Origin of the sequence: Rhizobium leguminosarum bv. viciae, assembly GCF_012276115.1 — a bacterium.
GTDB lineage: Bacteria > Pseudomonadota > Alphaproteobacteria > Rhizobiales > Rhizobiaceae > Rhizobium > Rhizobium leguminosarum_T.
In genome coordinates, this window is record NZ_WIEU01000005.1 from 116,163 (window position 1) to 131,250 (window position 15,088).

General features: G+C 61.2%; 15 protein-coding genes. 2 read left to right on the forward strand and 13 right to left on the reverse strand.

Features of this window, described 5'->3' with window-relative positions; translation table 11 throughout:
• Window positions 1–52: 52 nt before the first annotated feature.
• Together cysS and GFM02_RS11595 are read right to left on the reverse strand one after the other, a co-directional pair.
• The gene (gene cysS / locus GFM02_RS11590; protein ID WP_168321753.1) at window positions 53–1,501 is read right to left on the reverse strand and encodes a cysteine--tRNA ligase; all 1,449 of its coding nucleotides are present in this window, start codon (window positions 1,499–1,501) and stop codon (window positions 53–55) included.
• A gap of 67 nt (window positions 1,502–1,568) precedes the next feature.
• The gene (locus GFM02_RS11595; protein WP_168321692.1) at window positions 1,569–1,952 is read right to left on the reverse strand and encodes a hypothetical protein; all 384 of its coding nucleotides are present in this window, start codon (window positions 1,950–1,952) and stop codon (window positions 1,569–1,571) included.
• On the opposite strand from GFM02_RS11595, the gene GFM02_RS11600 reads away from it, so the two are divergent.
• Window positions 1,855–2,604, forward strand: coding sequence for a glycoside hydrolase family 25 protein (locus GFM02_RS11600; protein ID WP_168321754.1), 750 nt, complete (start codon window positions 1,855–1,857; stop codon window positions 2,602–2,604). The genes GFM02_RS11595 and GFM02_RS11600 overlap by 98 nt on opposite strands.
• A gap of 27 nt (window positions 2,605–2,631) precedes the next feature.
• Here GFM02_RS11600 and GFM02_RS11605 read toward each other — a convergent pair whose 3' ends face one another.
• From GFM02_RS11605 to radA, 4 genes are all read right to left on the reverse strand, one after another.
• Window positions 2,632–3,372: an SDR family NAD(P)-dependent oxidoreductase gene (locus tag GFM02_RS11605; protein ID WP_168321755.1), complete on the reverse strand. Its 741-nt coding sequence runs from the start codon at window positions 3,370–3,372 to the stop codon at window positions 2,632–2,634.
• Between the two features lie 80 nt (window positions 3,373–3,452).
• On the reverse strand, window positions 3,453–4,943 hold the full coding sequence (purF, locus tag GFM02_RS11610; protein WP_017993519.1) for an amidophosphoribosyltransferase: 1,491 nt from the start codon (window positions 4,941–4,943) through the stop codon (window positions 3,453–3,455).
• A gap of 148 nt (window positions 4,944–5,091) precedes the next feature.
• On the reverse strand, window positions 5,092–5,718 hold the full coding sequence (locus GFM02_RS11615; RefSeq protein ID WP_168282787.1) for a CvpA family protein: 627 nt from the start codon (window positions 5,716–5,718) through the stop codon (window positions 5,092–5,094).
• Between the two features lie 89 nt (window positions 5,719–5,807).
• Window positions 5,808–7,208: a DNA repair protein RadA gene (gene radA / locus GFM02_RS11620; protein WP_025393959.1), complete on the reverse strand. Its 1,401-nt coding sequence runs from the start codon at window positions 7,206–7,208 to the stop codon at window positions 5,808–5,810.
• Between the two features lie 159 nt (window positions 7,209–7,367).
• Between radA and GFM02_RS11625 the strand changes: the two genes are divergently transcribed.
• Complete coding sequence (locus tag GFM02_RS11625; RefSeq protein ID WP_168321756.1) at window positions 7,368–8,003, forward strand: LysE family translocator; 636 nt, start codon at window positions 7,368–7,370, stop codon at window positions 8,001–8,003.
• Window positions 8,004–8,014: 11 nt separating this feature from the next.
• On the opposite strand, the gene alr is transcribed toward GFM02_RS11625, so the two are convergent.
• The 7 genes from alr to GFM02_RS11660 all read right to left on the reverse strand — a co-directional run bounded on the left by alr (window position 8,015) and on the right by GFM02_RS11660 (window position 14,980).
• Complete coding sequence (gene alr, locus GFM02_RS11630; RefSeq protein WP_205930278.1) at window positions 8,015–9,184, reverse strand: alanine racemase; 1,170 nt, start codon at window positions 9,182–9,184, stop codon at window positions 8,015–8,017.
• 88 nt (window positions 9,185–9,272) lie between these two features.
• The gene (locus tag GFM02_RS11635) at window positions 9,273–10,769 is read right to left on the reverse strand and encodes a replicative DNA helicase (protein WP_003547022.1); all 1,497 of its coding nucleotides are present in this window, start codon (window positions 10,767–10,769) and stop codon (window positions 9,273–9,275) included.
• A 374-nt stretch (window positions 10,770–11,143) separates the two neighbouring features.
• On the reverse strand, window positions 11,144–11,722 hold the full coding sequence (gene rplI / locus GFM02_RS11640; protein ID WP_011651241.1) for a 50S ribosomal protein L9: 579 nt from the start codon (window positions 11,720–11,722) through the stop codon (window positions 11,144–11,146).
• A 22-nt stretch (window positions 11,723–11,744) separates the two neighbouring features.
• Entirely contained in the window at window positions 11,745–12,731 is a 987-nt protein-coding gene (locus GFM02_RS11645; protein ID WP_168321758.1) for a DUF2232 domain-containing protein, read from the reverse strand.
• A gap of 159 nt (window positions 12,732–12,890) precedes the next feature.
• Window positions 12,891–13,139: a 30S ribosomal protein S18 gene (rpsR, locus tag GFM02_RS11650; RefSeq protein WP_003547038.1), complete on the reverse strand. Its 249-nt coding sequence runs from the start codon at window positions 13,137–13,139 to the stop codon at window positions 12,891–12,893.
• Window positions 13,140–13,153: 14 nt separating this feature from the next.
• Complete coding sequence (rpsF, locus tag GFM02_RS11655) at window positions 13,154–13,621, reverse strand: 30S ribosomal protein S6 (protein WP_003547040.1); 468 nt, start codon at window positions 13,619–13,621, stop codon at window positions 13,154–13,156.
• Between the two features lie 315 nt (window positions 13,622–13,936).
• Window positions 13,937–14,980: an aldo/keto reductase gene (locus GFM02_RS11660; protein ID WP_168321759.1), complete on the reverse strand. Its 1,044-nt coding sequence runs from the start codon at window positions 14,978–14,980 to the stop codon at window positions 13,937–13,939.
• Between the last annotated feature and the right edge of the window lie 108 nt (window positions 14,981–15,088).

Genomic DNA, 15,088 nt, shown 5'->3' on the forward strand with positions numbered 1-15,088 from the left:
GGGGAGATGCCCGGCAGGGCAGAGGGGGGTATCTCTTGCCGCCCAACCCATCCTACCGCTTCAGCTCCCACGTCGTTAACCGTTCGCCGGTTTCCGGATCCTTTCCGTCCTTCAGCTGAATGCCTTCGGCCAGCAGCGTATCGCGGATCTTGTCTGCTTCGGCAAATTTCTTCGCCTTTAACAATTCCAGTCGCGCCTTCACTCGCACATCGATCTCGATTGCAACGGCTTCGTCAACTTCATCGGCCTGTACCTTTAAACCCAAGAGACGCAGCGACTGTCGAAATTGCGCGAGTCTTTCATTATGGCTGGGCTCTTGTTGTCTCGATCTGTCGGAGAGGATTGCAACCTGTTCGTGGAGTGAACTTATTGCCCGATGGGTATTAAGATCGTCCAGAAGTGCTTCCAGGATATCTGGGTGCGGTGCGAATCGGTCGTAGTCAGGTTGGAAGCCGACTTCGTCAGCAGCAAACGCCCATCTTGAAAACTTAATTAACGAGTGTCTAGCTTCCAAAAGTTTGTCCACGGTGAAGTCGATCGGCTGCCGATAGTGCGTCATCAGCATGGCAAGGCGCAGCACCTGGCCCGGCCAGCTGCGGCCGCCGAAGATGTCCGTGTGCAGCAACTCGTGGATGGTGACGAAATTGCCTTCGGATTTCGACATCTTGCGCCCTTCGACCTGCAGGAAGCCGTTGTGCATCCAGACGTTCGCCATCACCTCCGTGCCGTGGGCGCAGCGCGACTGGGCGATCTCGTTTTCATGATGCGGGAAGATCAGGTCCAGCCCGCCGCCATGAATGTCGAAGACGTCGCCGAGATAACGCTTGCTCATCGCCGAGCATTCGATGTGCCAACCGGGCCGGCCGCGGCCCCATGGGCTCTCCCAGCCGGGTTCGTTGTGGCTCGACAGCTTCCAGAGCACGAAATCACCCGGGTTCTTCTTGTGCGCGTCGACGGCAATGCGGGCGCCGGCCTGCTGCTCGTCGAGCGGGCGCTTCGAAAGCTGACCGTAATCCGCCATGGATTTGGTGTCGAACAGCACTTCCCCTGATGCGACATAGGCGTGACCGTTGCCGATCAGCTTCTCGATGATCTCTGTCATCTCAACGATATTGTCGGTGGCGCGCGGCTCGAAGCTCGGCTCCAGGCAGCCGAGTTCGGCGACATCGGCGTGATATTGCATCTCTGTCTTTTCGGTGACCGCGCGGATCGCCTCATTGAGCGGCAGGCCCGGATGGTCTCGAAGCGCCCGCGCATTGATCTTGTCGTCGACGTCGGTGATGTTGCGGGCATAAGTGACGTGGTCTTCGCCATAGACATGGCGCAGCAGCCGGAACAGCATATCGAAGACGATGGCTGGCCGGGCATTGCCGATATGAGCGAAGTCATAGACGGTCGGGCCGCAGACATACATGCGGACATTGTTGGGATCGATCGGCGAAAAGACCGATTTTTCCCGTGTCAGCGTGTTGTACAGCTTCAGTTCCGGCGTCGCGTCCATTTCACTCTCCCAAATGCACGATCAGAAAAATATCACGACCGGCGGACCGGGGCGTTTCGCATCTTGACTATTTGGGAGACGAAAACGGCCGGGCCAGCGCTCGCGCTAGCGAATAATCTTCCGGCAGATAATGCAGATAACCGTTTTCATGGCGGGTTTTATGGCCCGGTTCGCGCTTCCGGTCAAGGGGGCGAAGAGCGATCCAGCGGCAACGGGATCCATCTATCTGGTGAATCGATTGCAGCAACCAACGTCTTTGAAACCCATTAGCACGCTCTTCAAATTCGTCCGCCATTTTCGGAGCACAAATCTCGCATAGCCAGTTGAGAAGCTGTTGAAAATAAGGGGAAGGGATGCGGAGACTTGCGCGATCGACGATCGGAGCGACTGCGGTTCTGGTGGTCGCATTCGCTGCATATTTCGCATACGATTTCGGGATGCTTCGCTTCAACAATCCCTCTCTCAGCAACTATCCAATCCAAGGCATCGATGTCAGCCATCACCAGGGCGATATCGATTGGAAGGTCGTTGCCGCGCAGCCGAATGTCCGTTTCGCCTTCATGAAGGCGACCGAAGGCGGAGACCATCGGGATTCCAAGTTCGCCGACAACTGGCAGCGCGCCGGAGATGCGGGAATGGTCAGGGGCGCTTATCATTTCTTCACCTTCTGTCGCCCGGGCAAGGATCAGGCGCAGAATGTCCTGGCGACCGTGCCGAAGGAGCAGGGAACTCTGCCGATCGCCGTCGATCTGGAGTTTGTCGGCAATTGCAACAAGATCCCGACGCTCGAGGAAATAGCTGCCGAAGTGAACGCCTTTTTCACCGAGCTGAACGACACTTTTCCGGAGAAGCCTATTTTCTACGTCACGCAGGAGTTCTTCGATCAATATCTGAAAGGCAATGAATCACGCTTCCCCGACCACTATCTGTGGCTGCGCAGCGTGTTCAGAGAGCCGAGGCAGGAAGAGTGCAGCCGTTGGTCGATCTGGCAATTTGCCGATAACGGCACCTTGGACGGCATCCAGGGTCCGGTTGACCTGAATGCGCTATGCCCGTCGGAAGCAGGCCTGGCGCATCTGTTCCCCGCCGTTGCAGCGAATTGAAACGTCCGGCCAATCTGAAACGCCGGCCTATTCGGGCAGCCGGTAATCGACGAGCTTGTTCTCCCGTACCACGAACAGCTTGCCCGTCTCCGTCACACCAGGCCCGAGCAACGGCAGGATCGCCTTTGCGACCTCGGAGGGATGCGGCAGCGTCTGCGGATCTTCGCCGGGCACCGCCTGCGCCCGCATCGCCGTGCGTGTCGCCCCCGGATCGACGCTGGTGACCCGCAGCGGGGTGCTTTGGCTCTCGCCGGCCCATGTGCGCGCCAGCGCTTCGACCGCAGCCTTGGAAGCGGAATAGGCGCCCCAGAAGGGGCGGCACTTGTGGGCAGCACCCGATGACAGGATCACCGCGCGGCCGGCATCCGAGCGGGCAAGCAGCGGGTCGACCGAGCGGATCAGCCGCCATGTCGCGGTGACGTTGATGGTCATCACCTTCTCGAACACTTTCGCTTCGATATGGCCGATCGGCGAAATGACGCCGAGCACGCCGGCATTGGCGACGAGGATGTCGAGCTTGCCCCAGCGCTCGAAGATCGAGCCGCCGAGCGCATCGATCGCATTCATGTCGGCGAGGTCGAAAGGCACGAGTGTTGCCGTGCCGCCTACGGCCTTGATCGCATCGTCGAGATCCTCAAGCCCGCCGACCGTGCGTGCGCAGGCAATCACATGGGCGCCGGCTTTGGCAAGCTCCAGCGCCGTGAAATAGCCGATGCCACGCGACGCACCGGTGACGAGTGCGATCTTGCCGTCAAGATTGATATTCATGATGTCGTGTTCCCTCACGAAGGGAGAGGGGTGCGATTGAACCCCTCGGGATGGGACAATGGAAAAGCCGGCGCGCCGTGTCAGCCGTTGCTGGCAAGCATGGAAATCTTGTTGCCCATGGACTCGCCGTTCTTGTCGAGCAGGCGGGTCGGATAGTCGCCGGTAAAATAGTGGTCGGTGAACTGCGGCCGGGCCGGGTTGCGATCCTCACCGCCGACAGCGCGATAGAGGCCGTTGATCGACAGGAAGGCGAGCGAATCCGCGCCGATATATTTGGCCATGGCTTCGACATCGGCATACTGGTTTGCCAGCAGCTTTTCGGCATCGGGCGTGTCGATGCCGTAGAAATCCGGGAAGAAGATCATCGGGCTTGCGACGCGGACATGGACTTCGCGCGCCCCGGCTTCACGGATCATCTGGACGATCTTGAGAGACGTCGTACCGCGCACGATGGAATCATCGACCAGCACCACGCGCTTGCCTTCGATCATCGCCCGGTTGGCCGAATGCTTCAGCTTTACGCCGAAGGCGCGGATCTGCTGCGTCGGCTCGATGAAGGTGCGCCCGACATAGTGGTTGCGGATGATGCCGTATTCGAAGGGAATGCCGCTCTGCTGCGCATAGCCGAGCGCTGCCGGCGTGCCGCCGTCCGGCACCGGCACGATGACGTCGCCATCGACGGGCGATTCCTTGGCGAGGTTCATGCCCATGCTCTTGCGCGTCGTATAGACGTTGCGGCCACCGACCACCGAGTCCGGGCGAGCGAAATAGACATATTCGAACAGGCAGAGGCGTTCCGGCTGCGGCTTGCTGGGCTTGCGCGCATCGATGCTGATCGAGCCGTCGGGCTGGATTTCACAGATGATAACCTCGCCGTTCTCAACGTCACGGATGAACTTGGCGCCGATAATGTCGAGCGCGCAGGTCTCCGAGCAGAAGATCGGCTTGCCGTCGAATTCTCCCATGACGAGTGGGCGGATGCCGGTCGGGTCGCGCGCGGCAATCAGCTTGGTGCGCGTCATGGCGAGCATCGAATAGCCGCCTTCCATCTGGCGAATGGCGTCGATGAAGCGGTCGGACGTGGAAGCATGGCGGGAACGGGCGATGAGGTGGAGGACGACCTCGGTGTCGGAGGTCGACTGACAGATGGCGCCGGTCGCGATGATCTGGCGGCGCAGAGTCAGGCCGTTGGTGAAATTGCCGTTATGGGCAATGGCGATGCCGCCTTCTTCCAGTTCGGCAAAGAGCGGCTGCACGTTGCGCATAGCCACTTCGCCGGTTGTCGAGTAGCGGGTATGACCGATGGTAATGCTGCCGGGCAGGCGGGCAAGCGTCATCGGATTGGTATAGTGGTCGCCGACAAGGCCCATGTGGCGCTCTTGATAGAAGCGCTTGCCGTCGAAGGAGACGATGCCGGCCGCTTCCTGTCCGCGATGTTGAAGCGCATGCAGGCCGAGAGCCGTGAGCGCGGCGGCATCGGGATGTCCCAAAATACCGAAAACCCCGCATTCTTCATGCAGCGTATCTCCGTCGAGCGGATCGTCGGTCGGGAAGGAATGGGACTGGTTCATTTCTGCGGGCCTCTGCTCTCACAAGAATGGATCGGCATTTCCAGAAATAGCTGAGCCCGGCGGAGCTGGAATGCTCGGCCGGACCCTCATTTCACATCCCGCTCAAATGGCGATTGCCGGATCGCGGGTCAAGCTCTTGAACACTGTGTCAATTCGCCGGCTGCTGTGCGCCGTCTGCAGGCGCGGTCGGTGCGTCTTCCGCCGGAGCCTGGTCGCCCGTCGGCGGAGTGGTGCCTCCCGCGCCCTGTGCCGGCGGCTGCAGCTTATCACGGATGCTTTCCGGTATCATCTGGGCAAATTGCTCCGGCAGAACCGATTTCAGCTTCACGACCATCGAATCCAGGAAGGGCTTCGACTTCGCTTCGTTGACCCAGGCCGGACGGTGGTCGGCATCGACGAGCCAGTTCCAGAAGGCGACGGCGACGACCAGCAGCAGCACGCCGCGCGCCGCCCCGAACAGGAAGCCGAGCGTGCGGTCGAGCGCGCCGACACGGCTGTCGATGATGAAATCGGCGATCTTCATCGTGATGAAGGAGATGACGATGAGCGCGATCAGGAAGACGACCGCTGCCGAACCGACGATCGCGATACGGTCGTCATCGGTATATTTCTTCGCATAGGGCAGCAGGTACGGATAGAGATAATAGGCAGCCGCGGCCGAACCGCCCCAGCTCGCGATCGAAAGAATCTCGCGCGAAAAGCCGCGGACCATCGCCAGCACGGCGGAGAAGAGCACGACGCCGATGACAATACCGTCGAAAATCGTAATGGGCATGTAAATTCAACTCCAGGACTGCCGCTTGGCGGCCGTGTCGTGCCTTATCGTGTGCTCCTATATCATCACCACTCTTGGCAATGAAAGGATCAAACCTCGTCTTCCACACGCAGCGCTCCCTTCGATCCGGCGATGCGCGCGACCAGATCCGGCAGGCTTGCGACTTCGCTCCAGCGCCCGCCGGAGCCTTTCGGCAATTCGGCGGAGGCGGACGGAAGCAGCGCTGCGGAAAAGCCCAGCTTCTCGGCTTCCTTGAGGCGCTGGGCGGTGTGCGCAACCGGCCGGATGGCACCCGACAGGCTGACTTCGCCGAAATAGACGCAATCGGCAGGAAGGGCAATACCGGCAAGCGAGGAAACGAGCGCCGAGGCGACGGCAAGATCGGCCGCCGGTTCGGAGATGCGGTAACCGCCGGCGACGTTGAGATAGACGTCGTGCTGGCCGAGCCTGACGCCGCAATGGGCTTCCAGCACCGCAAGGATCATCGACAGCCGCGCCGAATCCCAGCCGACCACGGCGCGCCGCGGCGTGCCGAGCGAGGTTGGGGCCACCAGCGCCTGCACTTCGACGAGAATGGGGCGGGTGCCCTCCATGCCGGCAAAGACGGCAGCACCCGGCGATTTTTCGTTGCGCTCACCAAGGAAGAGCTCGGAAGGATTGGCGACTTCGCGCAAGCCTCTGTCGGACATTTCGAAGACGCCGATCTCGTCGGTCGGGCCGAAGCGGTTCTTGACTGTGCGCAGGATACGGTAGTGATGGCCGCGGTCGCCTTCGAAATAGAGCACGGCGTCGACCATGTGCTCGACGACGCGCGGCCCGGCAATCTGCCCGTCCTTGGTTACGTGGCCGACGAGCACCATGGCGGCCCCCGTCTGCTTGGCGAAACGGATCATTGCCTGCACCCCGGTGCGCACCTGAGTCACCGTTCCCGGAGCGGATTCGGCAAGTTCGCTCCACAGCGTCTGGATGGAATCGATGATGACGAGGTCCGGCCGCTTGCCCTCGGCGAGCGTCGCCAGAATATCCTCGACATTGGTTTCGGCCGCCAGCATCACGTCGGTATCGGCCGCCGCAAGGCGTTGCGCCCGCAGCCGCACCTGCGCCACGGCTTCTTCGCCGGAGACGTAGATGATCTTGTGGCCGCGCCGTGCAAGGGCGGCGGCGGCCTGCATCAGCAGGGTCGATTTGCCGATGCCGGGATCGCCGCCGATCAGCACCGCCGAACCGCGCACGAAACCGCCGCCGAGCGCCCGGTCGAGCTCCGACATGGCGGTATGGATGCGTGGCGCCTCCTCGATCTCGCCGGAGAGTGCCGTCAGCGCCACCGGTCGGCCCTTCTTCGGCGTCTTGCCCGGACCGGAGCCGATCCCGCCCATCGGGTCTTCCTCGACGATGGTGTTCCACTCGCCGCAGTTCTCGCATTTGCCGGCCCAGCGGTTATGAACCGTGCCGCAACTCTGGCAGATGAATTGTGTCCTGGCCTTCGCCATCCATTACTCTTTCAGTCCGGGTTCCCGAGCGAAGCGACGCGCCGCTTCGCCGAATCATTGTCGTGCTTGAGATAATGGCTATCGCGACGGATCAAAACTAATGATTTCCCCATCAGCGCACCCATGCCTATCCTCAGCGCCTCATCGGAATGGTGGAAGATGTTCGATTATTCGTTTGCGCACTGGCTTGCATTTCTGTCGACGGCGGTTCTGCTCAATCTCTCGCCTGGACCCGATATCGCCTTCATCCTCGGTCACACGATGAGAAGCGGAAAACGTGCCGGTTTTTCCGCGCTGTTCGGCGTCTGGTCCGGCGCCTGCCTGCATGTGCTGATGGCAGCACTCGGCCTCTCAACCATACTCGCCGCTTCCGCCGTCGCCTTCTCCACGGTCAAATGGATCGGCGCCGCCTATCTCGTCTGGCTCGGCATTCAGGCTTTGCGCTCCGGCGGCGGCAACGGCCTGATAAAGGCCGCCGGTGAAAGTTTGCCGGTCGCAAGAATCTACCGGCAGGGGATTCTGGTGTCGCTGCTCAATCCGAAAGTGGCGATATTCTTCCTGGCCTTCCTGCCGCAATTCGTCGTCGAAGGGGCAGGGCCGGCATGGGCGCAGCTCATGCTGCATGGCGGGCTCATCATCGTCGTCGCCGCCTTCATCGAACCGCCGCTCGTTCTTCTCGGCGGGCGCCTTGCGGATGCAGTCAGGCATAATCAAAAAGTCGGCCTCTGGCTCGATCGCGGCCTCGGTGCGCTTTTCCTCGCGCTTGGTGTCCGTCTCGCCCTCAGCAGCCGCTGAATAAAAAGCCGCTATTCCTCGGCCACGTAGCGCCGCTCGTGGCGCAGCCCCATGCCGGTCAGGATCTCGTATCCGATCGTGCCGGATGCCCGCGCCACATCGTCCACCGGCATGTTCTTTCCGAACAGCTCGACATAATCCCCAGCGCGCACGGCGTTGTCAGGCAGGTCGGTGATATCGAAGATCGTCAGGTCCATGGTGATCCGGCCGGCAACCGGGACCTTGCATCCGGCGATGAAGCCATGCCCGCCTTGCGGCACTACCTGGCGCAACGGCACACCGCCGCTCGACTGGCTGCGCATGTAGCCGTCGGCATAGCCGGCCGAGGCGACCGCCAACCGGCTTTCACGGCGAAGCTGCAGCGCCCGCCCATAGCTGACGGTCTCGCCGGCTTCGACGCTGCGCACCTGGATGATGCGCGCTTCCGCCGTCGCGACCGGCCGCATCGGGTTCGCCATGCCGCTGACCGCTTCGCCGCCATAGAGCGCGATGCCGGGGCGGGTCAGGTCGAAGTGATAATCCTCACCGAGAAAGATGCCGGCCGAGGCGGCAAGGCTTGAATCGATGCCTTCATAAGCGGCGCTAACCCTGTGGAATGATTCGAGCTGCTGCCGGTTCATCGCATGGGTGGGATCGTCGGCGCAGGCGAGGTGGCTCATGACAAGCACGGGCGCGAAGCTCGCCGGCCGTGAGACGTCGTCGGCGAGCGCGATCGCATCGTCGATATGCAGTCCGAGCCGATTGAAGCCGGTATCGACATGCAGCGCGCAGGGGTAGTCGCCGTAATCGGCAAGCACCGCCATCCAGAAGGCGAGCTGTTCGTCGGAGGAAATCACCGGCACCAGATCGTTTTCGAAGAAGCGCCGCTCGGTGCCCGGCCAGATGCCTGAGAGCACGAAGATGCGTGCCTCGGGCGCATAGAGGCGAAGCGTCACGCCCTCGTCGACGGTCGCGACGAAGAAGTCGCGCGCGCCGGCCATATACAGCGCTTCGCCGGCATCCTCGATGCCCATGCCGTAGGCATCCGCCTTGACGACCGCCGAGGCGCGCGCCGCCCCCGAGCGCCGCGCCATGTCGCGCCAGTTCTCCGTCAGAGCGGTCAGGTCGACGGTCAGCCGCAGGCCCGCCGAGGCAAAATTATCATCTTCGGGGGCGTCGAAAATTTCGCTCATGATCCACATCGAAAAGAGGCCGGAGAAGATTCCCCGGCCAGTTTAAAGGTCAACTATGTCAAGGAAAAGCCCGGCCCTGCATGCAGCATCCGCGCGATCAGTGCTCTTCATATTGGGTGAAGGAGGGATCGGCGAGATCGGCAAAGCGCGTGAATTCCGACTGGAAGGCGAGCTTCACCGTGCCGGTCGGCCCGTGGCGCTGCTTGGCGATGATGACGTCGGCCGTGCCCTTCACCTTGTCGAACAGCGCTTCCCATTCCGGATATTTGGGATCGTGGATGTCGCGCGGCTCAGAATTCTTGACGTAATATTCCTCGCGGAACACGAAGAGCACGACGTCGGCGTCCTGCTCGATCGAGCCGGATTCGCGAAGGTCGGACAGCTGCGGCCGCTTGTCGTCTCGGCTTTCGACCTGACGCGAGAGCTGCGACAGCGCGATGATCGGAACGTTGAGTTCCTTGCCGAGCGCCTTCAGGCCGGTGGTGATCTGGGTGATTTCCTGCACGCGGTTGTCGCTGGATTTGCCCGAGCCGGTCATCAGCTGAATGTAGTCGACCACCAGCACGTCGAGGCCGCGCTGACGCTTGAGACGGCGCGCGCGTGCCGAAAGCTGGGCGATCGAAATGCCGCCGGTCTGGTCGATAAAGAGCGGCACCTTCTGCATCATCATCGAGCAGGCGACGAGCTTTTCGAAATCGGCATCGTTGATGTCGCCGCGGCGGATCTTCGAGGAGGAGACTTCGGTCTGCTCGGAGATGATACGGGTGGCGAGCTGTTCCGACGACATTTCGAGCGAATAGAAGCCGACGACGCCGCCGTTCTTTGCCTTCATGCTGCCGTCCGACTGGACTTCGCCTTCGTAGGCGGCGGCGATATTGTAGGCGATGTTGGTGGCAAGCGAGGTCTTGCCCATGCCGGGGCGTCCGGCAAGCACGATCAAGTCCGACCGCTGCAGGCCGCCCATCTTGGAATCGAGCGAATGGATGCCGGTGGAAATGCCGGAAAGCCCGCCGTCACGCTCCTTGGCCACGGCCGCCATGTCGATCGCCAGCGCAACCGCATCGTTGAAGGCCTGGAAGCCGCCGTCGTAGCGGCCGTTTTCCGCAAGTTCGAAGAGGCGGCGTTCGGTATCCTCGATCTGCGACTGCGGCGGCATGTCGAGCGGAGCGTCATAGGCGATGTTGACGACGTCCTCGCCGATGGTGATCAGCGCCCGGCGCAGCGCCAGGTCGTAGATCGCCCGGCCGTAATCCTCGGCATTGATGACGGTGACGGCATTGCTGACGAGGCTCGCCAGATATTGCGAAACCGTCATGTCGCCGACCTTCTCGTCGGCTTTCAGGAAGGTCTTGATCGTCACCGGATTGGCGATCTTGCCCATGCGGATGATATCGCCGGCAACCTCGAAGATCTTCCGGTGCAGCGGTTCATAGAGATGGATCGGCTTCAGGAAGTCCGACACCCGGTAATAGGCGTCGTTGTTCATCAGGATCGCACCCAGAAGCGCTTGCTCGGCTTCGATATTGTTGGGTGCTTCGCGATAATGCTGCTCCGACGGGGCAACAGCTGCAATCTTTCGAGCGGCGTCGTTCATCATCATCCGTTCTGTCTTTTTCCAGCTCCGGATTTGCAATTCCGGACGCGAAAATCAAGAGGCTACGAAAGGAGCGGGGCTCGCTTCGCCTAAATCCTGAACGCTGTGCACGTTGTTCGACTTCTCCACAGTCTCGGGCGGCAGAAAGGAGAAATACTGGCAGTGTCACCCGCACGACACGGTATGGCGGCGACTCAGCCTATCCGTTTCGGAGAATGTTATTTTAGCGTGATGCGATAAGGCACGCAGCAAAAACATCCGGAAAATCCCCTAAAAAAAGCGAACCGATCGGCAGCTCACATCGAAGGGGTGGCAACGAAAAAAGCCCGGCGCGGTGGCCGGGCTTTCCCTCACGCGGATCGCTCCGACGAGAATTATGCTTCGTCTTCGTCGACGCCGTCAGCTTCCGGATCGAAGAAGTCTTCCGGACGCAGCGCGTCTTCGTCGACGCCGTAGATCGCGTCGACCGAGGTGAGTTCTTCGCCCTTCGACTGACGCTCTGCCTCTTCGGCAGAACGGGCAACGTTCAGCTCGACGTGGATTTCGACTTCGGCATGCAGCTGCAGCTCGACCTTGTGCAGGCCAATCGACTTGATCGGCGTGTTGAGGTGAACCTGGTTGCGGCCGATGTTGAAGCCTTCGGCGCCGAGAATATCGACGACGTCACGGGCAGCAACCGAACCGTAGAGCTGGCCGGTTTCGCCGGCGGAGCGCACGACGATGAAGGACTTGCCGTCGAGAACGTCGGCGACCGTCTGGGCTTCCGACTTGCGCTCGAGGTTGCGGGCTTCGAGCGTCGCGCGCTCGGCTTCGAAGCGGGTCTTGTTGGCGGCGTTGGCGCGCAGCGCCTTGCCGAGCGGCAGCAGGTAGTTGCGGGCAAAGCCGTCGCGAACCTTTACGGTTTCGCCCATCTGGCCGAGCTTGGAGATGCGTTCGAGAAGGATGACTTGCATTTTCTTTTTCCTTTCTTGTGTCTCAGATTTTCGTATCGGATTGTTTGGGGGCATCGGCATCTTTCGTCGGGGTCAGTGCGATCGCCTTGCGCGTATCGCTGAGACCGAGGACGAGGATGAGGAGAGCTGGCAGCAGCATGAGCGTCGAGGCCAGATAGCAGAGGATGAGGGCCGGTATGCGCCAGTCCTTGCCGCGCGTGCGGAAATGCAGCGAGGCGAAACCGGAAAGCATGAAACCAGCGCCGAAGCTGCCGATCACGGTCGCACCGACCAGTGCCGGAACGCCGCCGAAAAAGCAGGCGGCAAGCCCGGCCAGGAAGATGAAGATCGAGTTGCGGTTCATCCGCAGCGACGAGGGAATATCCTCGCGCGGACGAAGGCCGCGGCCGGAGGCTGCAACGATGCGCACGGCAAAATAATAGGCGGCAAACAGCATGCTGACCCACATGCCGCCCTGCAAAGCCGGAAGCATCAGCAGGATCAGCGACTTGGTCTGAGCGGTCGCTGCCGGATCGGGCATGAATTCCGGCTGCTGTTGCTTGAGCGAGGTGATCAGCAGATCGACGATCGGATCGGTAATCTCAGGCCCGTAGCCGATGATCACACCGATGACGATGACGGCGAGCGTCACCAGACCGCAGAGATGCAACAGGATATCGGAGAGCGGGTACCAGGCAAGCAGATGGTCGGGTCCGCCGAGTTCGGCGGCGGGGCGCGCCAGATTAGCGAGATGGCTCAGCCAACCGGCCGGCAGCAGCGTCACCATCGTCATGATCAGCGCGAAGGAAGGCGAGATCAAGATCGCGCCGAGTGCCGCGGCGCTGACGACGGCCGAGATCGCGGCGGTATTGCCCCAGCCGAGCCCGACGATGAGGATCGGCAGAGCCGAGGCCGTGTAGAGAAGCGCGCTGAAAAACGACGGCTGCATGCTCGCGCCCAGCACCAGCAGGGCGGCGGTCAATCCGGCGAGTGCGCCGATCAGCAGCGTTTTAATGTTCGGTCGTTTCAAGGTCGCTGTCCTGCTTCATCAAGCAGTTAGAGGATGTTGCTGAATCAGATTCAGAAACGTCTCAACATGGGTTTTAAGAGTTCCGATCCGCGCCCATCGCGGAAGGGAGAAGGGAAGGCACGAATGCCTTCCCTCAAGGGTGTGTCCGTCGGCCGATGATCAGGCGACGACGTAGGGCAGCAGGCCGAGGAAACGGGCGCGCTTGATCGCCTGGGCGAGTTCGCGCTGCTTCTTCTGGGAAACGGCCGTGATGCGGGACGGAACGATCTTGCCGCGCTCGGAAATGTAGCGCTGCAGCAGGCGTACGTCCTTGTAGTCGATCCGCGGCGCATTGGCGCCGGAGAACGGGCAGGTCTTGCGGCGGCGATGGAACGGGCGGCGGACCGGAGCGGAGGAAGTTTCAGACATATCTCAGATCTCCCTTATACACGGTCTTCGCGCGGACGGCGCGGACGGTCGTCGCGGTCGCCGAAGCCACCTTCACGCGGCGGACGCGGGCCGCGGTCGCGATCGCCGAAGCCGCCTTCACGCGGGCCACGGCCGCCTTCGCGCGGACGGTCGTCACGGTCGCGCTTCTGCATCATGGCAGACGGGCCTTCTTCATGCTTCTCGACGGCAATCGTCATGTAGCGAAGAACGTCTTCGCTGATGCGCATCTGACGTTCCATTTCCTGGACGGCAGCAGCCGGTGCATCGATGTCCATCAGGGCGTAGTGCGCCTTGCGGTTCTTCTTGATGCGGTAGGTGAGGGACTTGAGGCCCCAGTTCTCGATACGCCCGACCTTACCGCCATTCGCTTCGATCACACCCTTGTACTGTTCTACGAGGGCATCGACCTGCTGAGCGGAAATATCCTGCCGGGCAAGGAATACATGTTCATAAAGAGCCATGACAGCTTTGCCTTTCTTGCGTTTGGTTCAACCCGATATTCGGCGGCTAAGCCTCAACGACTGCTCCTGATTGGGCGGACCCAGGCAAGAAAGCGTTTCCGAGACGGTCGAGAGCGGAGACACGGGAGGCTGGAACGCTTCCGTTCCGAACGATTTCCAAGAGGAAACCGGCCCTCCGTTCAGCCACCAGCCAGAAGACCGGGTTAACGAACACGGCGGCTTATACGGATTTTTTGGACAAAGGCAAGCGCAATCGGATACCCGAACCCGACGCCGGCCAATGGTCGGCATCGGGCAGGCGCCAAACAAATAGGATCAAAGCGTCAGCGGATACTGCCGGTGCACCTTGGCGATTTCCGCCAGGATCTCGTTCGAAAGCGTAATATCTGTCGCGCCGATATCGATTTTCAACTGCTCCATCGACGTCGCGCCGATGATGACCGAGGCCATGAAGGGACGTGACAGGCAAAAGGCGAGCGCCATCGCTGCCGGGTCGAGGCCATATGTTGCGGCGATCGCCAGATAGGCTCTGGTCGCCGGCTCCTGCAGCGGCTGCAGCCGGCCGCCGATATCGGGGTTGATCGAACCGCGGGAACCTTTCGGCCTGCCGCCGTCGATATATTTGCCGGACAGGATACCGCCGGCGAGCGGCGAATAGGCGAGCAGCCCGACATCCTCGTGATGCGAGAGTTCGGCGAGATCGAGATCGAAATGGCGGTAGAGCAGGTTGTATTCGTTCTGGACGCTGGCGACGCGCGGCAGGCTCTTCTGTTCGGCGAGCGTCAGGTATTTCTGTATGCCCCAGGTGGTTTCGTTGGAAAGGCCGATCGCGCGGATCTTGCCCTCCTTCACCAGCGCACCGAGCGTTTCCAGGATGTCGAGCATATTGGCGACCGCCTTGTCGCGATCCTGGGTGAACGGATTGTAGCTCCAGTTCTGGCGGAAATGGAAATGGCCGCGGTTCGGCCAGTGGATCTGGTAGAGGTCGACGTAATCGGTCTTCAGCCGCATCAGGCTGGCCTCGAGCGCCATGCGGATATTCTTTGCATCGGCACCTTCGCCGCCGCGCAGATAATCGCGGCCACGGCCGGCGACCTTGGTGGCGAGCACGATATCTCCGCGCTTGCCGGTCTTCTCGAACCAGCTGCCGATGTAATTTTCCGTCCAGCCCTGCGTCGCCGCCGAAACCGGGGTGGTCGGATAAAGCTCGGCCGTATCGAAGAAATTGACGCCCTTTTCGACGGCGTAATCCATCTGCGCATGCGCATCGGCTTCGCTGTTCTGCGAGCCCCAGGTCATGGTGCCAAGGCAAATCTCTGAAACGGAAATATCGGTGCGGCCTAGTGAATTGTACTTCATGGAAAAACCTTGGGAGAGAGGTGAAAGCCTTGGGAAGGTCCGGGCAAATCTAGGCTGGATTTGGCGGAGCGCAAGAGCAAAGGCCGGGCTTTTGCGCGCGCGCGAAAG